This window comes from Promicromonospora sp. CA-289599 (assembly GCF_050936155.1).
Classification (GTDB): domain Bacteria; phylum Actinomycetota; class Actinomycetes; order Actinomycetales; family Cellulomonadaceae; genus Promicromonospora.
Map to the genome: position 1 here is coordinate 6,068,138 of NZ_JBNJNI010000001.1, position 17,916 is coordinate 6,086,053.

Here is a 17,916-nt window from a genome sequence, read left to right on the forward strand (position 1 = left end):
TCGGTCAGCTCTGACCGCCGACGGCGTACGCCCGGATCACCGTCTCCCTGACCGTCGAGCCCGCGGCGTCCCGCGCCTCGGCCCGCAGCGAGACGTACTCGGTGCCGCGGGGCACCCGCACGGTCGCGGTGAACTCGTCCGCGCCGTCGTGCGCACCGCCACCGGAGGCGACTGCCACCGGCTTCCAGGTCTTCCCGTCGTCGGCCGACGCCCAGAGCTTCATCTCCTCCACCGCCGACGGCGTGGAGCCGGCCTGCTGAGCGGCCGACAGACTGAGCACCTCGCGGAGGTCACCGCGGTTGCGGTCGTCGAGGGACAGCCCGTAGTCGATCTGCAGCAGCGGCAGCACCACGCGGTCGTCCGCGAAGCCCGAGGTGAACCGCCACTCGGTCGCCACCCGGGTGGACAGCTGCCACCAGGGCGTGGACCGCGCGACGTCGGCCCGCATCCGGTACCGCTTCGGCTCGGCCGGCAGGTCGAAGACGTAACCGGAGGTGTGGTCGTTCTCGAACACCAGCTTGCCGTCCTGCCACAGCCGGAACCGGACCTCGGCCTCCTCCTCCCACGGCAGGGCGACCGGCACCGAGTGCCCCGCGTCGTCGACCCAGAACGGCAGCTCGAACGCGAACGAGTCCCATTCCCGGACGGCGGACGCCCCGCCGAACTCGCCGTACCCGGCCACGCCCGGCGGCGTGAACCCGCCATGGTGCACCTGGGCGAGCCAGACCTCGGCCGCGGTGTCCCCCGGCTGGAACGCGCGGATCTCCGAGGCGAACCCGCTCGCCAGCCGCGCGTCGCTGTACCGCGGCATCACCTCGTGGTACCAGCGGACGCCCTCGGCGGCGGTCACGTACTCGGTCCGGTCCAGCGGCGCGACGAGCTGGTTCATGAGGCCGAAGATCGCAGAGCGGCCGGCCCGCTCGATGACGGGCGTCACCTGGACCTGCCCCTCGGCACCCATCGCGCGGTAGTCCATGTCGAGCGTCGCGAGGTTGCGGGGCCCGGCGCGCAGGACGAGGTCCTCGTCGGGCACCTGCCCCTTCCGCTCGACCACCGTGTCGTAGGTGTAGGCCGCCTGGTCGCGGCCGAGGACGCGCAGCTTCACCGGGCGGCTGCCCAGCTCGTCGCGGAGGCGGTCGCCGGTCTCCCGGTCGGTGGCGAGCACCGGGATGCCCGCGCCGTCGACCACGCCCGGAACCGTGCCGAGCCCGTCGCCGCGGACCAGCAGTCCCGCCGCGCCGGCGGCCTCGGCGGCGGCGGCCTGCGCCACGACGTCGCCCTGGCTCACCAGCGCGAACCGGCCCCGCGCTCCCGCGGCGGCCAGCTCCGCCGCGGAACCGGCGCCCGCGTCGACCAGCCGCACCTGCCTCGTGCCGGTCACCGGCTCGGACCCGGGCACGGCGGTGGCGGGCACGTCGCCCGCACCACGGTCGGCGGTGACCTGGAGCACCGGCTGACGCTGCTGGGTCGCGGACACGAACTCGAACTCGACCCCCTCGCCCACCCGCTCGGTCGGCAGCACGTAGAAGTCCGGCGCGGCGACGTCGTCGGCATACCCGCCGTACTCGGCGCTCACCGTGCCGTTGTACTGGCCGTCCACGAGCCGGTAGAAGAGGAGCTTCTTGCCGGCGTCGTCCGTCACCCGGTGCGTGTGGACGTCCAGGGGGCGGGCGTCGCGCGCTTCCAGCTCGATGGTCGTGCTCCCGTCCACCTGCACCAGCGGGTCGGACATCGCCGTGACGGCCCTCGGCCAGGACGAGCCCGGCTCGCGCGCCTCGAAGAACCCGGCGAGGTAGTACGAGCCGGGGTCGACCCGCACGGTCGCCACGCCGTCCGTGAACCGCGGCTCGACCCACATGAGGTCCCACGGGTCCGCCGCGTTCTGCAGGACCAGGTGGTCGTCCGACGTCGCCGGTGAGCCGTCGACGTCGGTCGCCCGGATCGTCAGGTCGTACTTCTCGCTCTCGTTGACGAACCCGACGGCGGTGCGCACCTGGACGCCGCCCGGCGCCCGCGCGACCAGCCCGCCGCCGTACGCGCCGGGTGGCGCGGCGGCCGGGTCCAGGGTGAGGTCGACGCTCGCGGTGCCGCCGGCCGGGACCGACAGGCTCGTCGCCGACGCCGTGACCGTGCCGTCCGGGGCGGGCTCGCCCGCCTCGTCCCGCACCGCGAGCGTCAGGTCGAGCTCCACCGCGGCCTTCCCGGGGTTGCGGTAGGTGACGGTGCGGGTCATCGGGTCCGCCTCGTCCTGCGGGTACCGCTGGATGCCGAACGAGAGGGACGGCGGGTCGGAGGTGACGCTCTGCTGCAGGGCGCGCGGGATCCAGACCCGGCCCGTGCCCTCCTGCCAGACCGAGTTCGGCCGCGTGTGCTGGGTGGACGCCATGAGCACGTCCTTGAGCTCCTGGCCGGTGAGGTCGGGGCGGGCGGACTGCAGGACGGCGGCGGCACCCGCCGCGTGCGGCGCCGCCATCGAGGTGCCGCTGGCCGCGACGTGCAGGTCGTCGACCGGCTCGTCGAGGGTGGTGCCTGCGGCGCGCGCCGCCACGATGCCGACGCCGGGCGCCGCGATGTCAGGCTTGAGGGCGCCGTCGGCCCGGGGGCCGACGCTGGAGAAGCCGGCGACGCGGTCGTCGTCGCCCACCGCCGCGACCGTGAGCGCGCTCGACGCGGTACCGAAGGTGGGGATCGTGCCGTGCTCCGGTCCCTCGTTGCCCGCGGCGGCGACGGCGAGCAGGCCGTACTGCTCGCTCAGCGCGTCCACGGCGAGCGACGCCGGGTCGGTGCCGTCCGTGTAGTTGCCGGGCTGGCCCAGCGAGAGGTTGAGGATGTCGGCGCCCTGCTCGGCCGCCCACTCCATCCCGTCGATCACCCAGGACGTGTCGCCGCCGTCGGACGTGAGCACCTTGGCGTCCAGGACGCGCGCGCCGTGCGCGACACCTCGGTTCACGCCGTCCGACGCCTCGCCCGAGCCGGCGATGATCGAGGCCACGTGCGTGCCGTGCCCGACCTCGTCGGTGGTGCTGTCCGGGTCCTCGCCGGAGCCGGTGAAGTCCCGCGCGGCCGCGACGACGCCGTCGTCCAGGTCGGGGTGCGCGTCGTCGACGCCGGAGTCGATGACGCCCACCGACACGCCCTCGCCGGTGTGCCCGGCCGCCCAGGCCTGCGGGGCGCCGATCTGCGGCGTCGAGTCGGCGTCCTGCGGATCGACCCGGCGGTCCAGCCACACCTTGGCGATCCCGCCGCCGGACGGCGCGGCCTTGGCGCCGGGGGTGCTGTCCGGCCCAGCGCCCAGCGCGCGGAGCAGTGCCCAGGACGACGCCGGCTCGCCGGGCCCCGCCGCCGTCTCCAGGTCGCCGGCCACCGCGCCGATGGACTCCAGCGTGCGCTCGGTGTCGACGCCGAGCGCCGCCCAGTCGGGCCGCGCCGCGCGGGCGTCGCCGCTGCCGCTGGCCTGGATGATCACCGGGAGGTCGTTCGTGCGCCCGTCGGCCACGAGCCGCTTGACGTCGAACAGGTCGCGGTCGAGCTTGTCCGGGACGAGCGAGAGGACATCGGTCGGGATGACCAGGTGCCGCTCCTCGCCGGCGACCTCGTGGAACGCGACCGGCGCCCCACCGGGGCGCTCGGCCGGGAGGATCCGGACGAGGTCCGCGCCGTCCCGCTCGGTGACGGCTACCTGGTCGCCGGTGACCAGGGTGACGACCGTGGTGGTGGGCCGCTCCGGCGGCGTCGTGCGCTCCGGCGCGGCGACGTCGCCGGGCGCGAGCGCCGCGCCGGACGTTGCCACGAGAGCCACGGCCGACGCCGCGGCGACGACGATCTTGCTGACGGTCCGGCGTGCGGGCCTGACCGTCCGGCGTGCACGAGCCTTCATCACTGAACCCCGATCTGCGGTGAGAGACGTCTCTACCTGCTGTAACGCGCCTCGAGCCGGATCGGTTGGGTATCGGTGGATGTGAGTTCAGTCGTCCAGCTGCGGCCGGGGGTCGGCCAGGAACTTCTCTATCGCCTCGCGGGTCGGGACGTCGGTGACCTCCGGCCCGAAGAACAGGCTCACCAGCGTGGTCGCGATGTCCCGCACCGCGACGTTGGACCGGTTGGACGCCTCCCGCAGGAGGTCGAACGCCGCCGTGTCCTCGATGGCGTAGACCACCATGAGCACGCCCTTGGCCTGCTCGATCACGGCCCGCCGCTCGTCCGAGGCCTTGATCGAGGCGGTCGCCTCCCGCGCCGCCGCCGCACGGTGGGAGTCGGTGACGTCGATGAAGTAGCCGAACAGCTCGGTCACCCGGCCCGTGGCGGAGTCCCGTTTGCCCTGGCCGGTGACCGCCAGCGTCCGGGTTTTGCCCTTGGCGTCGAGGATGCGGTGCACCGAGCTGAACGTCTGCCCGGTCTCGGCGGCACGCCGCAGGACGCCGTCCACCCGCCCGCGGTCGTCCGGGTGCTTGTGCGACAGCATCAGCGGCGTCGTCGGCACGATCTCGCCCGGCTCGAAGCCGTGCATCTCGTACACCTCGTCGGACCACGCCCACTCGCCGGTCGCGAGGTCGAGGCGGTAACGACCGACCGGCGGCCGGTCACCGCCGTCCAGCGCCTGCTCGATCTTGCCGAGCGAGACATCACCGGGAATCTGTGCAGAGCTCACGGGCACCTTCCAGGAATGAGTCGCCGAACCGATGCTCGAACGATACTGGAAAGCTAGCCGAGCAAGGGTCCGATCCGCATCAGGTCCGCTCCGCCCCGGTGGCTCAGTCCTCGATGAGCGCTATGACGTTGCCCGCCGTGTCAGCGATCCAGCCGATCGTGGGGCCCTGGGACGGGTCGGTGCTCCGTGAGACGCCGTGCTCGTCCTGGTCGAACCCAGGGTAGCGGATCAGGCTCACCCCTGCCGCCTCCAGCTCCGTCACCGCCTCGTCGATGTCCGGCACCACGAGGTTGAGCACCGTGTACGACGCCGGTGCGTGGGCCTCCCCCTTGGCGTAGACGAACACGGACGACCCCTCGGTGAGGTCGATCTCGAGCGCGCCCATCGCGTTGTCCCGCACGAGCAGGCCGAGGGTGTCACGGTAGAAGTGGCGGGCGGCGTCGAGATCGTCGACCGAGAAGCCGCTGAAGCTGCGGAGCGTGGTGACCATGATGGGTTCCTTTCGTCGGACCAGTCATGTGGCGGACGACGGTGCGGGCCGGAAGTCATCGGTCGTTCGTGGATCGCACCGGACCGGGCGATCAGGTCGTAGGTTCGAGCCGCTGAGGTCCCGGCCCCCGCTCGCCCAGCTCGTCGTCGACGTTGAGCAGCCGACAGGACTTCATCGACAGGCAGCCGCAGCCGATGCAGCCGGTCAGCTCACGTTCCAGCCGCTCGATCTCGCGTCGCTTCTGCTCCAGCTGGCCGTGCCACTGCTTCGAGACCCGTCGCCAGTCACGCGCACTGGGGATGGTGTCCAGCGGCAAGGTGGAGAACACCTCCTGCACGTCGGCCAACGGGATGCCGAGTCGCTTGGCGACCAGGATCAACGAGATCCGCCGCAGCATGTACCGCGGGTAGCGTCGCTGATTACCGCCGGTGCGCTCGGACGAGATCAGCCCCAGCTGCTCGTAGTAGTGCAGGGCTGACACAGCGACCCCCGTACGGCGAGCGACCTCCCCCACCGACAGCCTGTCCTCAGGATCCTTCGCCACCCGGCCCTCCGTTCTGGGCTTGACCTCAAGTGAACTTGGGATTTTACCGTCTTCCGCATGACAACTGTCGAACAGGCCGGTACCGGTACGTGGCGAGAACTACTGGGCCCGGCCCATCTCGGAACCTCGCTCGTGCTCGCCGGCGGCGTGGCCCTGCACGCCATCAACATCTTCCTGACCACGAGCCTGCTGCCCACGGCGATCGGCGAGATCGGCGGCGAGCGTCTGTACGCCTGGTCCACCACGGTCTTCATGATCGCCTCGGTGATCTCGTCGATGCTGGTCAGCCAGATCCTGGGCTCCAGAGGCCCGACGGGGGCCTATCTGATCGGGTTGTCGCCCTTCGTCGTGGGCACGGTCGTCTGTGCGATCAGCCCGACGATGGAGATCCTCCTCGTCGGGCGCGCGATCCAGGGCTTCGGCGGCGGCCTCCTGGCCGGCCTCGGCTACGCGGTGATCCAGAGCGCACTGCCGGCGCATCTCTGGGCCAAGGCAACGGCGCTGATCTCAGCGATGTGGGGCGTAGGAACACTCGCCGGCCCTGCGGTCGGTGGTCTCTTCGCGCAGTTCGACGCCTGGCGGTACGCGTTCGTCGTACTGGCCGTCCTGGGAGTCGTGGTGGCCGCAGCCGCGCCCCGGGTACTGCCGCACGGACAGCGCTCCGCGACGCCCCTCTCGGTCCCGGTCGGATCGTTGGTGCTGCTGACAGCCACGACCGCGGTGATCAGCGTGGCAGGGATCCTGACCGTGCGGGTCCAGCTCGTCGCCGCGATCGCGGTGGCGGGGGCGCTGCTGTTCGGCTTCCTCCTGCGGGAGAGGACCGCGGCCGTCAAGGTGCTCCCCGGGTCGACCTACGCCCCGGGATCACCACTGAAGTGGATCTACCTGACCATCGCGATCCTCATCACCGGAACAGCATCGGAGGCGTTCACGCCGCTGTTCGGGCAGCGGCTCGCCGGCCTCGAGCCGGTCGTCGCCGGCTTCCTCGGCGCCGTCGTCTCGCTGGGCTGGTCGATCACGATGATCTTCAGCGCGAACTACTCCGATCCCCGCACACTGAAGCGGCTTCGGATCATCGGGCCGGGGGTCCTGGCCGCCGGGCTGGCCGTCACGGGCCTGTTCCAGTACGACGGCGCCGGGATCGCCACCGTCGCAGTCTGGATGGCCGGGCTGCTCGTCGCCGGAGCCGGTATCGGCCTCGCGTTCCCGCACTTCATCGTCGCGGCGATGAGCAGTTCGCCGGACCCCGAGGAGGCGGGAAAAGCCGCCGCGGGCGTCAACACGGTCGAGCTGATCGGACTCGCCCTCGCCTCGGCGATCGGCGGGGTCCTGGTGAACCTGGGGCTGCCGTCGCACGCCGACTCAGCCAGATATCTCCTGCTCGGATTCGCGGTGATCGCCGCGCTGGGCTGCCTGACCGCCTACCGGGCGGAACGAGCGCAGACGACGATCGGCTCACAGGACACCGCCGCTGTCCCCGGAGCTTGATCCGGCGACGATCGTGGCGTGCGCTGCGACGATCTTCCACCCTGCCCGGTCGTCGTGCGTCCAGGTCCGGGTGTAGCGCATCCGGGCAGTCAGGAGCTGACCGCCGAAGGTGCCCTCGAGAGTGCCGAGGAACAAGGTGACCCCGGTGCCGGCGGTCACGAGCACCCTGAGGTCCTCTTCCTCGACGCGACTCATCACCTGATAGCCGGATGCGTGCGCCTGCAGGTCGTCCCGCTTGGACAGGACGCTCCCGTCCGGCCCGGTGAACAGAGCCGTGTCCTCGATCAGGCCGTCCAGGGCGTCGACGTCGGACGCGAGCTGGGCGGCCTGCAGGCGCCTCTCGGCCTGGCGGAGGCTTTCAACGTGGTCGGCGATCGTCATGGACCCAGCGTGTCGAGCGAGTGCGCCCTCCACCAGGAGATTCGCTCATGGCAGATGCACGCTGACGCCGGACGGCCCCACCTGAGAGGGTGGGGCCGTCCGGCGCCGGGCTCAGCCGATGTGGTGCCAGGTGCCCCAGCCCTGGCTGACCTTCACCGGTGCGGCGAGGTAGTGGCCGCGGGTCGTGTTGTACCAGTGAGCGTAGTAATTCAGGTCGCCGTTGGTGTTGCGGGCGATGACGTCCGCCGTGCCGTCGCCGCTCCAGTCCGCCGCCACGATCGTCGTGACGTCGCCCCATCCCGTTGCCAGCTGCGTCCGGGCACCGAAGCTGTTGCCGCTGGTGTGCGGGTACAACCAGAGCGTCCCCGAGGCGTCGACCGCGAGCACGTCGGCTCGGCCGTCGCCGGTCACGTCGTCCGCGGTGACCAGACGCATACCGTCCCACCCGTGCCCGATCCGGACCGGCTGGCCCAGGCTGCTGCCGCTTCCGTGCACATAGAGCAGCAGATCACCCGCACCGTTCACCGCCAGCACGTCGGCACGGTCGTCACCGGTCCAGTCAGCGGCCATGACCTTGGTCATGTTCCCCCAGCCCGTGCCGATCCGGATCCGGCTGCTGAAGTAGTCCACGCCCTCGGCGGACCGCTGGTGCGGGTAGTACCAGAGGACGTCGCCGGCATCGACCCCGACCACGTCGTCCGCGCCGTCACCGCTCCAGTCCGCGGCCATGACGAACTTCCAGGTGCCCCAGCCCGGACCGAACCGGTGGCCGGTGCCGAGCCTGTCGTCCGCGGCCTGGCGGTGGTGCCAGAGATAGCCGTCGGCGTCGACGCCGATGATGTCAGCACGCTTGTCGCCGCTGAAGTCCGGGAGGCACCGAGCCGGAGCGCAGCCCGCGGCTGCGGCAGGCGGCGGCTCGGGCTCCTCTCGCTGCACGACCTCTTGGATCCAGCCCGATACGTCGTCGACCCGGGCTTCGACCGCGCCGGTGCGGGTCTCGGCGGGGTCGCTGCCGAAGCAGCCGCCCTGCCAGGACCGGCTGTTCACCGCGACGAGCTCTGGACCGTCGGCCGTCACCCGCAGGGCTGGCCCGCCGGCGTCACCGGCGCAGATCGCCGCACCGTCCTGACCGGTGATGGCGATGTCTCCGCCCGACACGGAGTCGACGACGAAGGTGCCCGTGTGGCGCTCCAGCGGGGCCCACTCGGTGGCCGTCCTGCCGTAGCCGGGGACGACGAGCTCGGTCCCTGCCTCAGGAGGCTCGGACGCCACCGCGACCGGGGCGATCTCCGGCACCGGCCCGAACAGGCGAGCCAGGACGAGGTCGCGGGACTCGTGCGGGACCAGCTCGACGACGTCGCGCTCCTGCCCCGAGTCGGTGGTCAGGTCGGTCCGGCCGATCGTGGCGACCGTGGTCATGGGCGGCGCTCCCGCGACCGGCGGCAGGCCGGATGCCGGATCCTCGGAGAAGCAGCTCGCGGCCGTGAGCACCCACGACGTCGCGACCAGCGCGCCGGAGCAGGCACGCCCGGTCTCCTCGTCACCGATCTCGAGCCGCGCGGTGAACTCATGGTCGGTGTCGGACGGTGCACCGACGACGGCTGTGGCGGCCGGCACGAGCAGGGGCGCCAGCAGCAGGACGGCGGTCAGCGCGGTGACAGCGCCAGCGGGGGCATGGCGGCGCTGGGGTTTCGTGGTCATCATTTCCCTCTGCTGTCCGGTGAGGCGAATCGTGGGAACGGCCAGAGCTGCGGCGAGCCATCGTCCGTCTGTCTTCTCCCCCATCACGGGCCCAAGGTCACTTCGAACTGGATGACCTGGGTCGTCCGCGACATCGGCCCGGAGTCGCCGACGATGTCATCGACCAGCGAACCGACTGAGTCGCTCCACCAGTCGGTGTAGCCGATGATGGGCGGATGGGTCGCTGACTCGATGTCCGACTCGTTGTACGCGGTGTATCGCCAGACCACGGAGCCGTCCGGGTTCTCGCGAATGGGAGTCATCCTGACGTCGTGCGAGCCCAGGTACGTGTACGCGAGGTTTCCCGTCTGCCCGAGCGAGTTCCACGCCCCGAGGTCTCCGAGGTAGGTGCTGATGCCCTCGAAGCCCCCGAGGTCGTAGTCCCAGGCATAGGTGCGGCCGAGCTCGTACTCCCACTCGGTGTTACCGCGCTGAAGTTCGAGCATTATGGCAAGCACCCGCTGCGTGTCGTCATCCTCTCGGTAGAGCGCGGTAAACGGGTCGTCCGGACCGAAGCACTGCGACCTGGAACCGCGGCCGTTGAGCCAGTCCCATCCCAGCTCCCACGGGTTGAAGTCGTTGCCCGACTGCAAGGGATCACCGAACGGCGTCAGGCAGCTTTCCGCCCCGGGCGGGAGGTCGTCCTCGCCGTCCCCGACAGGGACGGTCGCGTTGTCCGCCGCAGCCTGGGCCGCCTCGCGCAGTGCGGCCTCGATGGCGAGAGTCCGAGCTTCGAACGCGGCCTGGGCGGCGGCTCTCGCATCCATGCCCGCCGCGAGGGCCGCGTTCCGGGCAACCGTCGCCGAGGCCTGGGCGTCGAGGGCGTAGGAGGCGGCCATCGTGGCTGACCGCACGGCGCGAGTCGTCGCGTGCCTGGCCACCTTGCTCGCCTGGCGCGCCGCGGCGGCTGCCTGACGTGCGGTCTCGGCGGATCGCGCCGCGTCGGCTGCGGATCGCTCGGCGGCCGTGGCGTTGTCTCGCGCCTCCCGAGCGGACTGGGCGGCGTCGGCCGCGTAGCCAGCAGCACGATCGGCCCACTCGGCGGCTTCGGCGGCGGCGCGGCGTGCGATGGCCGCCGCCTCGGAGGCTCGTGCCGCGTCCTCCTGTGCGTCCGCGGCGATCTTGGCCGCACGCGCGATCGACGCGCGGACTGCGCTGATGTGCGTGGCGTGATCGTGGTCGATCCGTGCGAAGTCGTGCTGCGTGGTCCGGATGAACTCGTGAAGCATGTGCGTGTCGCCCTCGAGCGCGATCTGGGCCGCCGCCTTGACATAGGGGCCGCCGTTCGCCAGAAGGGTGGCAGCCGCCACTCGGTCGTCCTCCCGTACGGCAGCGGCCAGTTCGACGTTCAAGAAGACGTGCAGGGCCTCGGCAGTCCCCCGTTCAAGGGCAGCCTCGGCGGCGCGCCGGACCGCGGGACCGGTGCTGTCGCTGGCCAGGATCGTGAACACCTCGACCCGGTTGTCGTCCTTGGCCGCGACGACGGCACCGTGGTCGAGGAACGACCTGATCGTCGCGGGGTCCCCCGACTGGAGGGCTCTCGCAGCCGCTGTGGCCACACGCTTCGTGGACACCGCAGCTGTCGCGGCGACGTTCTCGGCGTTGTCCTGCTGCAGAGCGATGACGCGGTCGGCCTCGATCCAGTGGACGACGTCCTCGTCCGAGCCTGCCAGCGCGAACTCCGCCGCTTCCCGGGTCCAGGTACCGGACCGGTCGACGAGCTGGGCCGCTGCCTGGCGCCCGGTCACCGCGGCTTGCTCGACCGCACCGTCCCGCAGCGCCGACTCCGCGGAGCTGAGGAGTGTCCGGATCTCTTCGGACAGCCGAGCCTCCTGCGTCCGCTCCCGGTTGGCACGCTCGCGCTCACCGGTCTCCGTGTCAGCCCGCAGGCGGGCCAGCTCGATCGCCTCTTCGGTCTGTTCGGTCAGGCGGGCGAGCTCGGCCTCGCGAGCCGCCTGCTCGACGTCGCCTGCCTCGGCGACCGCGTCGGCAGCCGCGTTCGCCGCCTCGACAGCCGCTCTGGCGGCAAGCGTGGACCGGTTGGCGTAGTCAACCGCCTCGCCGGCGTGATCAGCCGCTTCCTCCGCGGCATCGGCCGCATTCTCGGCATGGTCGGCAGCGCTGGTGGCCGCTCTTTGCGCGACACGGGCGGCAGCGGCCGCCTGTCCGGCCAGCGCCTGCGACCTGTTCGCGGCCTGAGTCGCCCTGGCAGCCGCAGCCTCGGCCACGGCAGCGGCCTGCTGAGCGGCGGCAGCCTCGGACCGCGCCGCCCCAGCCGCCACAGCCGCCTCGGCCGTCGCCCGGGCGGCAGCAGCCGCGTGATTCGCCGAACTGGCAGCAGCCGCACCCGCCGCACCCGCCTGATCGGCCGCCGCCGCTGCGAGCCCGGCCTTCGACGCGGCCGAGCGGACGACGTCGACCATCCGCCGGGCGATCTGGGCTGCGGCCCTGGCTGCCGCCGCCTTCGAGGCATCACCGGACGCTGCGATCGCCGCGCCGTACGCACGTGCCGCAGCGCGCCCCGCCGATGCCGCCGCTGCGGCCGCCGCCTGCGCGGCAGCCACCGAACGCTGAGCAGCCGCCTGCGCCGTCCGCGATGCCTGCACTGCCGTCGACGCGGCCGCGGCAGCGCCCCTGGCAGCCTGCGCCGCCTGGTTCGCCGCCCGGGCCGAACGTTCGACGTCGCGCTCTGCGGCCTCGGCCTCGGCCTTCGCCTCCAGCGCGGCGGCCTTCGCCTTCTCGGCAGCCTCGACCGCCTGGCTCGACATCTCGACAGCCTCGTCAGTCTTCCGCGCCGCGCGTCGTCCCTCTGCCTCCACGACCTCGACCAGCTGCTCGATCGTCGCCGACTCCTCGTCCCGCGCCCGGGCGATGTGCTGGCCCGATGCCAGGAACCACCGGATCGCCCTGGGTGTGCCGTCGTCCAGAGCTCGCTCGGCGTACTCGCGCACCTCCGGTGACGCCGTCGTAAGTATCGACATCACCTCAAGACGGTCGTCCTCGTCCTGGGCGGCGTACTGCCGGTCGCTCAGGAAGGCACGAAGCTCGAACGTCGACTCTGCTTGCAGCGCCGCGGATGCCTCGCGTCGCACCGCGGGACCGCCGTGGGCCATGACCGTCGTGACGGCCACCTCGAGATCCTCGTGCACCGCGGTCTCGAACCCGCCCTGCAGGAAGGTCTCGATCGCTGCTCCCCCGCCGGACAACGCAGTCCCGATACCCCCACGGGTCGCCCTGCCCGCCGTGTCCAGTGCCTCCAGGAGCGTGAACCGGTGGTCCTCGGCCTTGGCCACGGTCAGCGTCCGGGAGAGGAACGCCGTCACGTCTGCCGCGCTGCCCACGAGCGCCGCCGCGGCAGCGGTACGGACAGCACGTCCGCCCTTCCGGTACGCCCGGACGACCTGGCCACGTTCGGTGTCCGGAAGGCCCGTGCCTGCTGGGACGGCCCCAGTAACGGGGCCCCTCGCCGCGTAGGCAGTGCGGGCGCCGATCGTGCAAGTGGGTAGTGCGCCGACGGCCGCCACCCCGGCGATAACGGTCAGCATCTGACGTCTGTTCAACACCCATGGTGAATCCTGTGGCATCACGATTCTCTCTCTGCTCGCCCCGCGTCTTCCTGAGTCGTGCTCGGTGGGGTCGTGCGGCACGGCCGAACCGCGCCGCGCGACCCGGACAGATCGCGACGTGCGCTACTGCGTCACCCGTATCTCGACAAGGACGTGCTCCCGGCCGTCGACGGCCTCGCCGACGCCCTCCCAGGTGTCCGCTGGGATGTCGTACTCGACCTCAGCGCCCTCGGCGGTCATCTCGAGATGGGTGTTGTCGGAGTCGTTGGTCCGCACCCCATAGACCGAATCGAGCTCCAGGCTCAGGAAACCCTCGGTACCGGTGGTCCGGAAGCACACGTCGTCCCGACCACGAGCGAGCAGCGTCAGAAGGTTCTCCTCACTCCCGCACTCGGCCAGAACGATGTGGCCGTCGCCCCGCTTGAGCAGGAAACCCTGCTCCTCGAAGATCTCAGCCGACCGCGGGTAGTCGAAGGTCTCCACCGCGAACGGTGGGAGGTCGTCGGCGACGACCTCGTTCCGCACCGCGTCCGCCATCGCGGGGGCAGCGAGGAAGGTGGCGATCGCGGCGGCGGTGATCCCCGCGGCGATGCCGGCCCTGGACAGGTATCTCATGGTCACTCCTGAGTTCCGGCGAGTTGTTCGTGGCATGACTTGCTCCTTCCAGGCGAGGTGGTGCAGCCGATCGCCCGGCCGCACCGCTCGCCGTCAGATCACTGGATCGAGGAACCGAACGCGACGCCCGTCGCCGGGATGTCTCCGGTACCGGGCTGGTAGGTGGTCACGGCTCGCGTGGTGCCGCCCGTCACGTTGCTCCAGGGGACGGCATGGACCGATCCGTGATTCGACGGGCCGTCGGGCATACCGACGTAGAGATGCTCGTCGGTGCCCGTCAAGGCTTGTCCGACCCGCTCGCCGGCTCCGGGACTGCCGGGAAGGCCTCCACGTCCCGGCTCCAGCCAGAACTGGTTCTCGACCGGCCCCCTGAACGAGTCGAGCCCGGCGAACACCTGGACGGCACCGGTGTCGCGAAGAACAGCCGGGTCCTCGTCCGGCACACCCGCGGCAAGGACCATCGTGTCCCCTGAGGCGTCTGCCGGATCCGTGCTCGTGATCACCACGGACGCACCGAAGTGATCGTTCTGCTCCGGCCCGCCGGACACGCCCTCGACGTCTTGACCGACGTCGCCGACCTGGGCCCAGCCACCACTCGACCGCAGGTGGAACGTCGCGACCCGCCCCGCGCCGTCGCGGTCGCCGCCGTTCTCCGGATGGACGAGCGACTCTCCTGGCGCTCCGACGGCCAGGAGCGAATCGGTTGGCGACGCAGCGCCCGAGGGGCGATACTCCGTCATGTCGAGCGCGCCACCGAACTCGTCCCCGGGCTCCGACGCTCCACTGACACCGGCGGTGTTCTGCTGGATCGCCATGAACTGCACGGGCCGGCCCTCGCTGTTGAGACGGTGCTCGAACACGTGCACGAGACCCGAGTCAGCATCACTACCGATGGACTCGTACGGCACCCCTACGGCGAAGAAGTGGCTGTCGCCCGTGACGACCTGCCCGAACCGGTCACCCGCCTCGACCCCGCCTTCGACGCCTTCGACATCCTGGTGGACGGCCCGCGGAGCCATCGATCCCAGGCTGTAGAGGATCATTCCGGCGGTAGCGGTGGAACCCAGGCTCTCACCCGGTACGCCCATCACCAGCCACGGCGTCCCGTCACGTGCGTGCCCGGCCGCCACGGAGTAACCCAGCAGGTCCCCGGCCTCAGGAGCGGACACGCCGAGCGAGCCCTCCCCTTGCCCCTGCGCATACGTGACATCCGCCGGCCCGTTGGTCAGGCCCTCCCGCGAGCCGTGGATGATCTCCACCCACCCGGCATCGCTCGCGCCGTCCAGATGTTCGTACGGTGTCCCGACCACCAGGTCCGTGCACCCGTCCTGGTTCTTGTCGAAGGTCGCGAGGCTGTAGCCGAACCGGTCGTTGGGCTCGGGATTCCCGGCTACGCCAGGTGATGCCTGAGTGATCAGCATCGTGTCCCCGGAACCCCCGTAGATGATCCGAACCGCGCCGGCCCGGGCAAGACCGCCTACGGTCGCCTCAGGGTCCGCGATCGCGAGGTCGCGCACACCGTCGCAGTTGAAGTCGACGATCCTCGGCTTGTCCAACGCGTCGGTGATCCAGCCGGTCACGTCGTCGGCCCGGACGCCGATCGCGGTGTTCCGGGTCTCGTCCGGGTCTACCCCCCAGCAGCCGGCCTGCCAGGACCTGCTGGCGACCGCGACGAGCTCGCCGCCCCGCAGGACGGGCGCACCGGTGTCTCCGGCGCAGACCGAGGCGCCGTCGTTCCCGGAGATCGTGATCTCGCTGCCCGCGACAGCGTCCACGCCGAACGCCCCGGTGTGCAGGGCCAGGGGTGCCCACTCGGTCGCCGTACGACCGAATCCGGCGAGCAGGAGCTCGTCTGCCCTCGTAGGCGCCGACGACGCGATCGCCACCGGGTCGATGCCGTCGACCGCCCGATCGAGCCGCGCCACGACGAGATCCCGTGTCTCGTGCGGGACGAGCTCGATGACCTTGCGCTCCTGGCCGGCGCTGCTCGTCAGGTCTACCCGGCCGATGGTGGCGACCGTCGGGAGCTCGGGAGGGCCGTCCGGCACGCCGATACCCGCGGCCGGGTCGTCCACGAAGCAGCTCGCCGCCGTGAGGATCCAGCGGTCCGAGACGAGCGCGCCGCTGCAGGCCCGCTCGCTGTCGCCGATGTCGAGTCGTGCGGTGAACGCGTACGCCGCGTTCCCGTCCGCGGTACCGACAACGGCCGCCGCCGGTGCGGCAAGCAGAGGGGCGGCCAGCAAGATGCCCGCGGCGGCAACCACCGCCCTCTTCATTGACGCGCGGGGGGACGATCTCTTCTTCATCTCAGCTCCACCGTGTCGTAGCCGCTTCCCGCTCTGCTTTCGGCAGAGCTCGAGTGCCTCGGCGGAAGCGGGACCGGCTTTGCTACCAGTTGTGGTGGAGGACGGCGACCGTGTCCGCAGCGGCAGGTATCACCATGCCGAGCGGGCCTTGCAGGAAACATGCAGAAACCTTGTAGCCCCCGCTCATGGCGACCGAGGCAACGAACAGGGGTTCCGCTGGTCAGGTGCGAGCTCGCATGCGACAGGGCAGCATCGATGTTCAGGGAAGGCGACGAAGGGAATGACCATGACCGAGTTCACAGGACCGACGGGACCGATCCGCGAGGTCACCGAGGGGATGACCGTCATCGATGCCGGCGGTGAGACCGTCGGGACCGTCGATGAGGTCCACATGGCCGACGCAGGTGCTGTCACCGGCACCGGCCAGTCGCCCGACCAGCCCGGTGGCCCGGTCGTGTGGATCGCCGAAGCATTTCGCGGCGACAGCGAGATGACCCAGCAGGCGCAGGAGCGTCTCGTCCGCCTGGGGTACGTCCGGATCGACGCCAGCGGACTCTTCTCCGGACACCGCTACGTCGAAGCAGACCAGATCGCCGCTGTCGACGGGAACCAGGTACGACTGTCGGTCGTGGCGGATCAGCTGCTGAGGTAGGCCAGCCAGAAAGGACCGGATGACACCGCTGCTGCTCGCGATCCTCGTCTTCGCCGGTGCCGCCTTGATCACGGTGCTGGGCAGCGTCCGGCTGGCCGGGCTCGGCGACGTCCTCGCCGACCGCACCGGCTGGGGCGAGGCGATCTTCGGCGCCGTGTTCTTCGGCGTCTTCACCTCGCTCAGCGGCATCGTCATGACCGCGGTGTCCGCCGCCGACGGCTACCCGGAGCTCGCCTACTCCAACGCCGTCGGCGGCGTCGCCGCACAGACGTTCGCGATCGCCATCGCTGACCTCTTCTACCGCAGGTCCAACCTCGAGCACGCTGCCGCGTCCCTGCCCAACATGCTCTTCGGCTGCCTGCTCCTGGCCATGCTCGCCATCACCCTCATGGGCAGCTTCTCCCCGGAGCTCATGCTGGGCCCCATCCACCCGGCCAGCCTGGTGCTCGTCACCGTCTACGGCGCGGGACTTCTCCTGGTCCGCCGCTCAGCAGCCCGGCCCATGTGGCGCGCGGTCAAGACGGAACAGACACGCCAGGACACAGCGGACGAGAACACCGCCCCGGGCCGGCGCCTGCGGGGCCTGTGGACCGAGTTCGCCGCCATCGGGCTCGTCGTCGGAACAGGCGGCGCTGCGATCGCCTGGGCCGCCGAGCGGATCGTGGCCGAAACCGCGCTGAGCGAGGGCTTCGTCGGCGCCGTCCTGATGGGCGCCGTCAACGCCCTGCCCGAGACCGTGACCGCCATCGCGGCCGTCCGGCGCGGCGCACTGACCCTCGCGATCGCCGCCGTCCTGGGCGGCAACACGCTCGACGTGCTCAACGTCGCGATCGGCGACGCCTTCTACACCGGCGGCTCGATCTACCACGCAGCCACCCCGGACTCGCTCTTCCTCACGGTCGCCAGCGTCCTGATGACCGTTGTCGTCGTTGCCGGGCTCCTCGTCCGCCAGAACCGCGGACCAGGCAGGGTCGGGTTCGAAGGCATCGGACTGGTCCTGGCCTACGGCGCGACGGTCCTGGTGCTCGCGTTCTAGCTGCGATGAAGCAGCGTCCGATCGTCCAGTGCGGCAGTGTCGGTCACCGGTGCTAGGTTCCGGCACATGACGGTATCGAAGCTGGTAGAGACCACCCCCGGGAAGTTCTCGTTGCTGCTGAACGCAGGGACGACGCCGGTCGACGCACTGGTCGAGGAACTTGAGCACGAGCCGAACGGATACTTCTGGGAGGGCGTCGCGCGCAGGCTCGTCGCTACCGAGGCTCCTTCGCTCGAGAGCCGGTTCGAGTACGACCCGGAGGGCGACACGTTCTGCGCCTACAGCGAGGACCGAGCCGCGCTCGAAGCATTGGGCGAGCTGCTGGACGCCGTCGCCACGGACGGCGACAAGATGCGAAGCCTGGTCACTGCGGCCGACGCGGACGGGTTCGATTTCGACGACTGAGCGGCGTAGCGCGCCAGCACTCCGTCATGAGTCCATGTCATGCCA

13 protein-coding genes are annotated in these 17,916 nt (G+C 71.1%); 4 read left to right on the plus strand and 9 right to left on the minus strand.

Going from position 1 to position 17,916, the window contains the following annotated elements:
- Positions 1-4: 4 nt before the first annotated feature.
- The 4 genes from ACQEVI_RS27040 to soxR all read right to left on the minus strand — a co-directional run bounded on the left by ACQEVI_RS27040 (position 5) and on the right by soxR (position 5,682).
- The gene (locus ACQEVI_RS27040; protein WP_432905476.1) at positions 5-3,877 is read right to left on the minus strand and encodes a S8 family serine peptidase; all 3,873 of its coding nucleotides are present in this window, start codon (positions 3,875-3,877) and stop codon (positions 5-7) included.
- Positions 3,878-3,964: 87 nt separating this feature from the next.
- Positions 3,965-4,648, minus strand: coding sequence for a PAS and ANTAR domain-containing protein (locus tag ACQEVI_RS27045; protein WP_432905478.1), 684 nt, complete (start codon positions 4,646-4,648; stop codon positions 3,965-3,967).
- A 103-nt stretch (positions 4,649-4,751) separates the two neighbouring features.
- Positions 4,752-5,138 carry a VOC family protein gene (locus ACQEVI_RS27050; protein WP_432905481.1) on the minus strand — a complete coding sequence of 129 codons (387 nt, stop codon included), beginning with the start codon at positions 5,136-5,138 and terminating at the stop codon, positions 4,752-4,754.
- Positions 5,139-5,229: 91 nt separating this feature from the next.
- On the minus strand, positions 5,230-5,682 hold the full coding sequence (gene soxR, locus ACQEVI_RS27055) for a redox-sensitive transcriptional activator SoxR (RefSeq protein ID WP_432905483.1): 453 nt from the start codon (positions 5,680-5,682) through the stop codon (positions 5,230-5,232).
- Between the two features lie 57 nt (positions 5,683-5,739).
- On the opposite strand from soxR, the gene ACQEVI_RS27060 reads away from it, so the two are divergent.
- The gene (locus tag ACQEVI_RS27060) at positions 5,740-7,170 is read left to right on the plus strand and encodes an MFS transporter (protein WP_432905486.1); all 1,431 of its coding nucleotides are present in this window, start codon (positions 5,740-5,742) and stop codon (positions 7,168-7,170) included.
- Here ACQEVI_RS27060 and ACQEVI_RS27065 read toward each other — a convergent pair.
- The 5 genes from ACQEVI_RS27065 to ACQEVI_RS27085 all read right to left on the minus strand — a co-directional run bounded on the left by ACQEVI_RS27065 (position 7,138) and on the right by ACQEVI_RS27085 (position 15,736).
- Positions 7,138-7,551 carry a nuclear transport factor 2 family protein gene (locus tag ACQEVI_RS27065; protein ID WP_432905488.1) on the minus strand — a complete coding sequence of 138 codons (414 nt, stop codon included), beginning with the start codon at positions 7,549-7,551 and terminating at the stop codon, positions 7,138-7,140. The two genes, ACQEVI_RS27060 and ACQEVI_RS27065, sit on opposite strands and share 33 nt — an antisense overlap.
- A 111-nt stretch (positions 7,552-7,662) precedes the next feature.
- On the minus strand, positions 7,663-9,252 hold the full coding sequence (locus tag ACQEVI_RS27070) for a trypsin-like serine protease (protein ID WP_432905491.1): 1,590 nt from the start codon (positions 9,250-9,252) through the stop codon (positions 7,663-7,665).
- A gap of 83 nt (positions 9,253-9,335) precedes the next feature.
- On the minus strand, positions 9,336-12,836 hold the full coding sequence (locus ACQEVI_RS27075; RefSeq protein ID WP_432905493.1) for a hypothetical protein: 3,501 nt from the start codon (positions 12,834-12,836) through the stop codon (positions 9,336-9,338).
- Positions 12,837-12,980: 144 nt separating this feature from the next.
- Positions 12,981-13,472 (minus strand): hypothetical protein, encoded by a 492-nt coding sequence (locus tag ACQEVI_RS27080; RefSeq protein WP_432905495.1) that lies wholly within the window; start codon positions 13,470-13,472, stop codon positions 12,981-12,983.
- Between the two features lie 98 nt (positions 13,473-13,570).
- The gene (locus ACQEVI_RS27085) at positions 13,571-15,736 is read right to left on the minus strand and encodes a trypsin-like serine protease (protein WP_432905498.1); all 2,166 of its coding nucleotides are present in this window, start codon (positions 15,734-15,736) and stop codon (positions 13,571-13,573) included.
- A 328-nt stretch (positions 15,737-16,064) separates the two neighbouring features.
- Here ACQEVI_RS27085 and ACQEVI_RS27090 point away from each other — a divergent pair, with 328 nt between their 5' ends.
- The 3 genes from ACQEVI_RS27090 (at position 16,065) to ACQEVI_RS27100 (ending at position 17,871) form a co-directional block, all read left to right on the plus strand.
- The gene (locus tag ACQEVI_RS27090; protein WP_432905501.1) at positions 16,065-16,430 is read left to right on the plus strand and encodes a hypothetical protein; all 366 of its coding nucleotides are present in this window, start codon (positions 16,065-16,067) and stop codon (positions 16,428-16,430) included.
- A gap of 19 nt (positions 16,431-16,449) precedes the next feature.
- Positions 16,450-17,466, plus strand: a complete 1,017-nt coding sequence (locus ACQEVI_RS27095) for a sodium:calcium antiporter (protein ID WP_432905504.1) — start codon at positions 16,450-16,452, stop codon at positions 17,464-17,466.
- A 66-nt stretch (positions 17,467-17,532) separates the two neighbouring features.
- Positions 17,533-17,871 carry an Imm51 family immunity protein gene (locus ACQEVI_RS27100; RefSeq protein ID WP_432905507.1) on the plus strand — a complete coding sequence of 113 codons (339 nt, stop codon included), beginning with the start codon at positions 17,533-17,535 and terminating at the stop codon, positions 17,869-17,871.
- The last annotated feature ends 45 nt before the right edge of the window (positions 17,872-17,916 follow it).

Bases quoted from the DNA above. Each gene is read 5' to 3' on its own strand.
- ACQEVI_RS27050 (WP_432905481.1), bottom strand. From the start codon at position 5,138: ATGGTCACCACGCTCCGCAGCTTCAGCGGCTTCTCGGTCGACGATCTC.
- ACQEVI_RS27075 (WP_432905493.1), bottom strand. From the start codon at position 12,836: ATGCTGACCGTTATCGCCGGGGTGGCGGCCGTCGGCGCACTACCCACT.
- ACQEVI_RS27080 (WP_432905495.1), bottom strand. From the start codon at position 13,472: ATGAGATACCTGTCCAGGGCCGGCATCGCCGCGGGGATCACCGCCGCC.
- ACQEVI_RS27095 (WP_432905504.1), top strand. From the start codon at position 16,450: ATGACACCGCTGCTGCTCGCGATCCTCGTCTTCGCCGGTGCCGCCTTG.
- ACQEVI_RS27040 (WP_432905476.1), bottom strand. From the start codon at position 3,877: ATGAAGGCTCGTGCACGCCGGACGGTCAGGCCCGCACGCCGGACCGTC.
- ACQEVI_RS27065 (WP_432905488.1), bottom strand. From the start codon at position 7,551: ATGACGATCGCCGACCACGTTGAAAGCCTCCGCCAGGCCGAGAGGCGC.
- ACQEVI_RS27090 (WP_432905501.1), top strand. From the start codon at position 16,065: ATGACCGAGTTCACAGGACCGACGGGACCGATCCGCGAGGTCACCGAG.
- ACQEVI_RS27060 (WP_432905486.1), top strand. From the start codon at position 5,740: ATGACAACTGTCGAACAGGCCGGTACCGGTACGTGGCGAGAACTACTG.
- ACQEVI_RS27100 (WP_432905507.1), top strand. From the start codon at position 17,533: ATGACGGTATCGAAGCTGGTAGAGACCACCCCCGGGAAGTTCTCGTTG.
- ACQEVI_RS27070 (WP_432905491.1), bottom strand. From the start codon at position 9,252: ATGACCACGAAACCCCAGCGCCGCCATGCCCCCGCTGGCGCTGTCACC.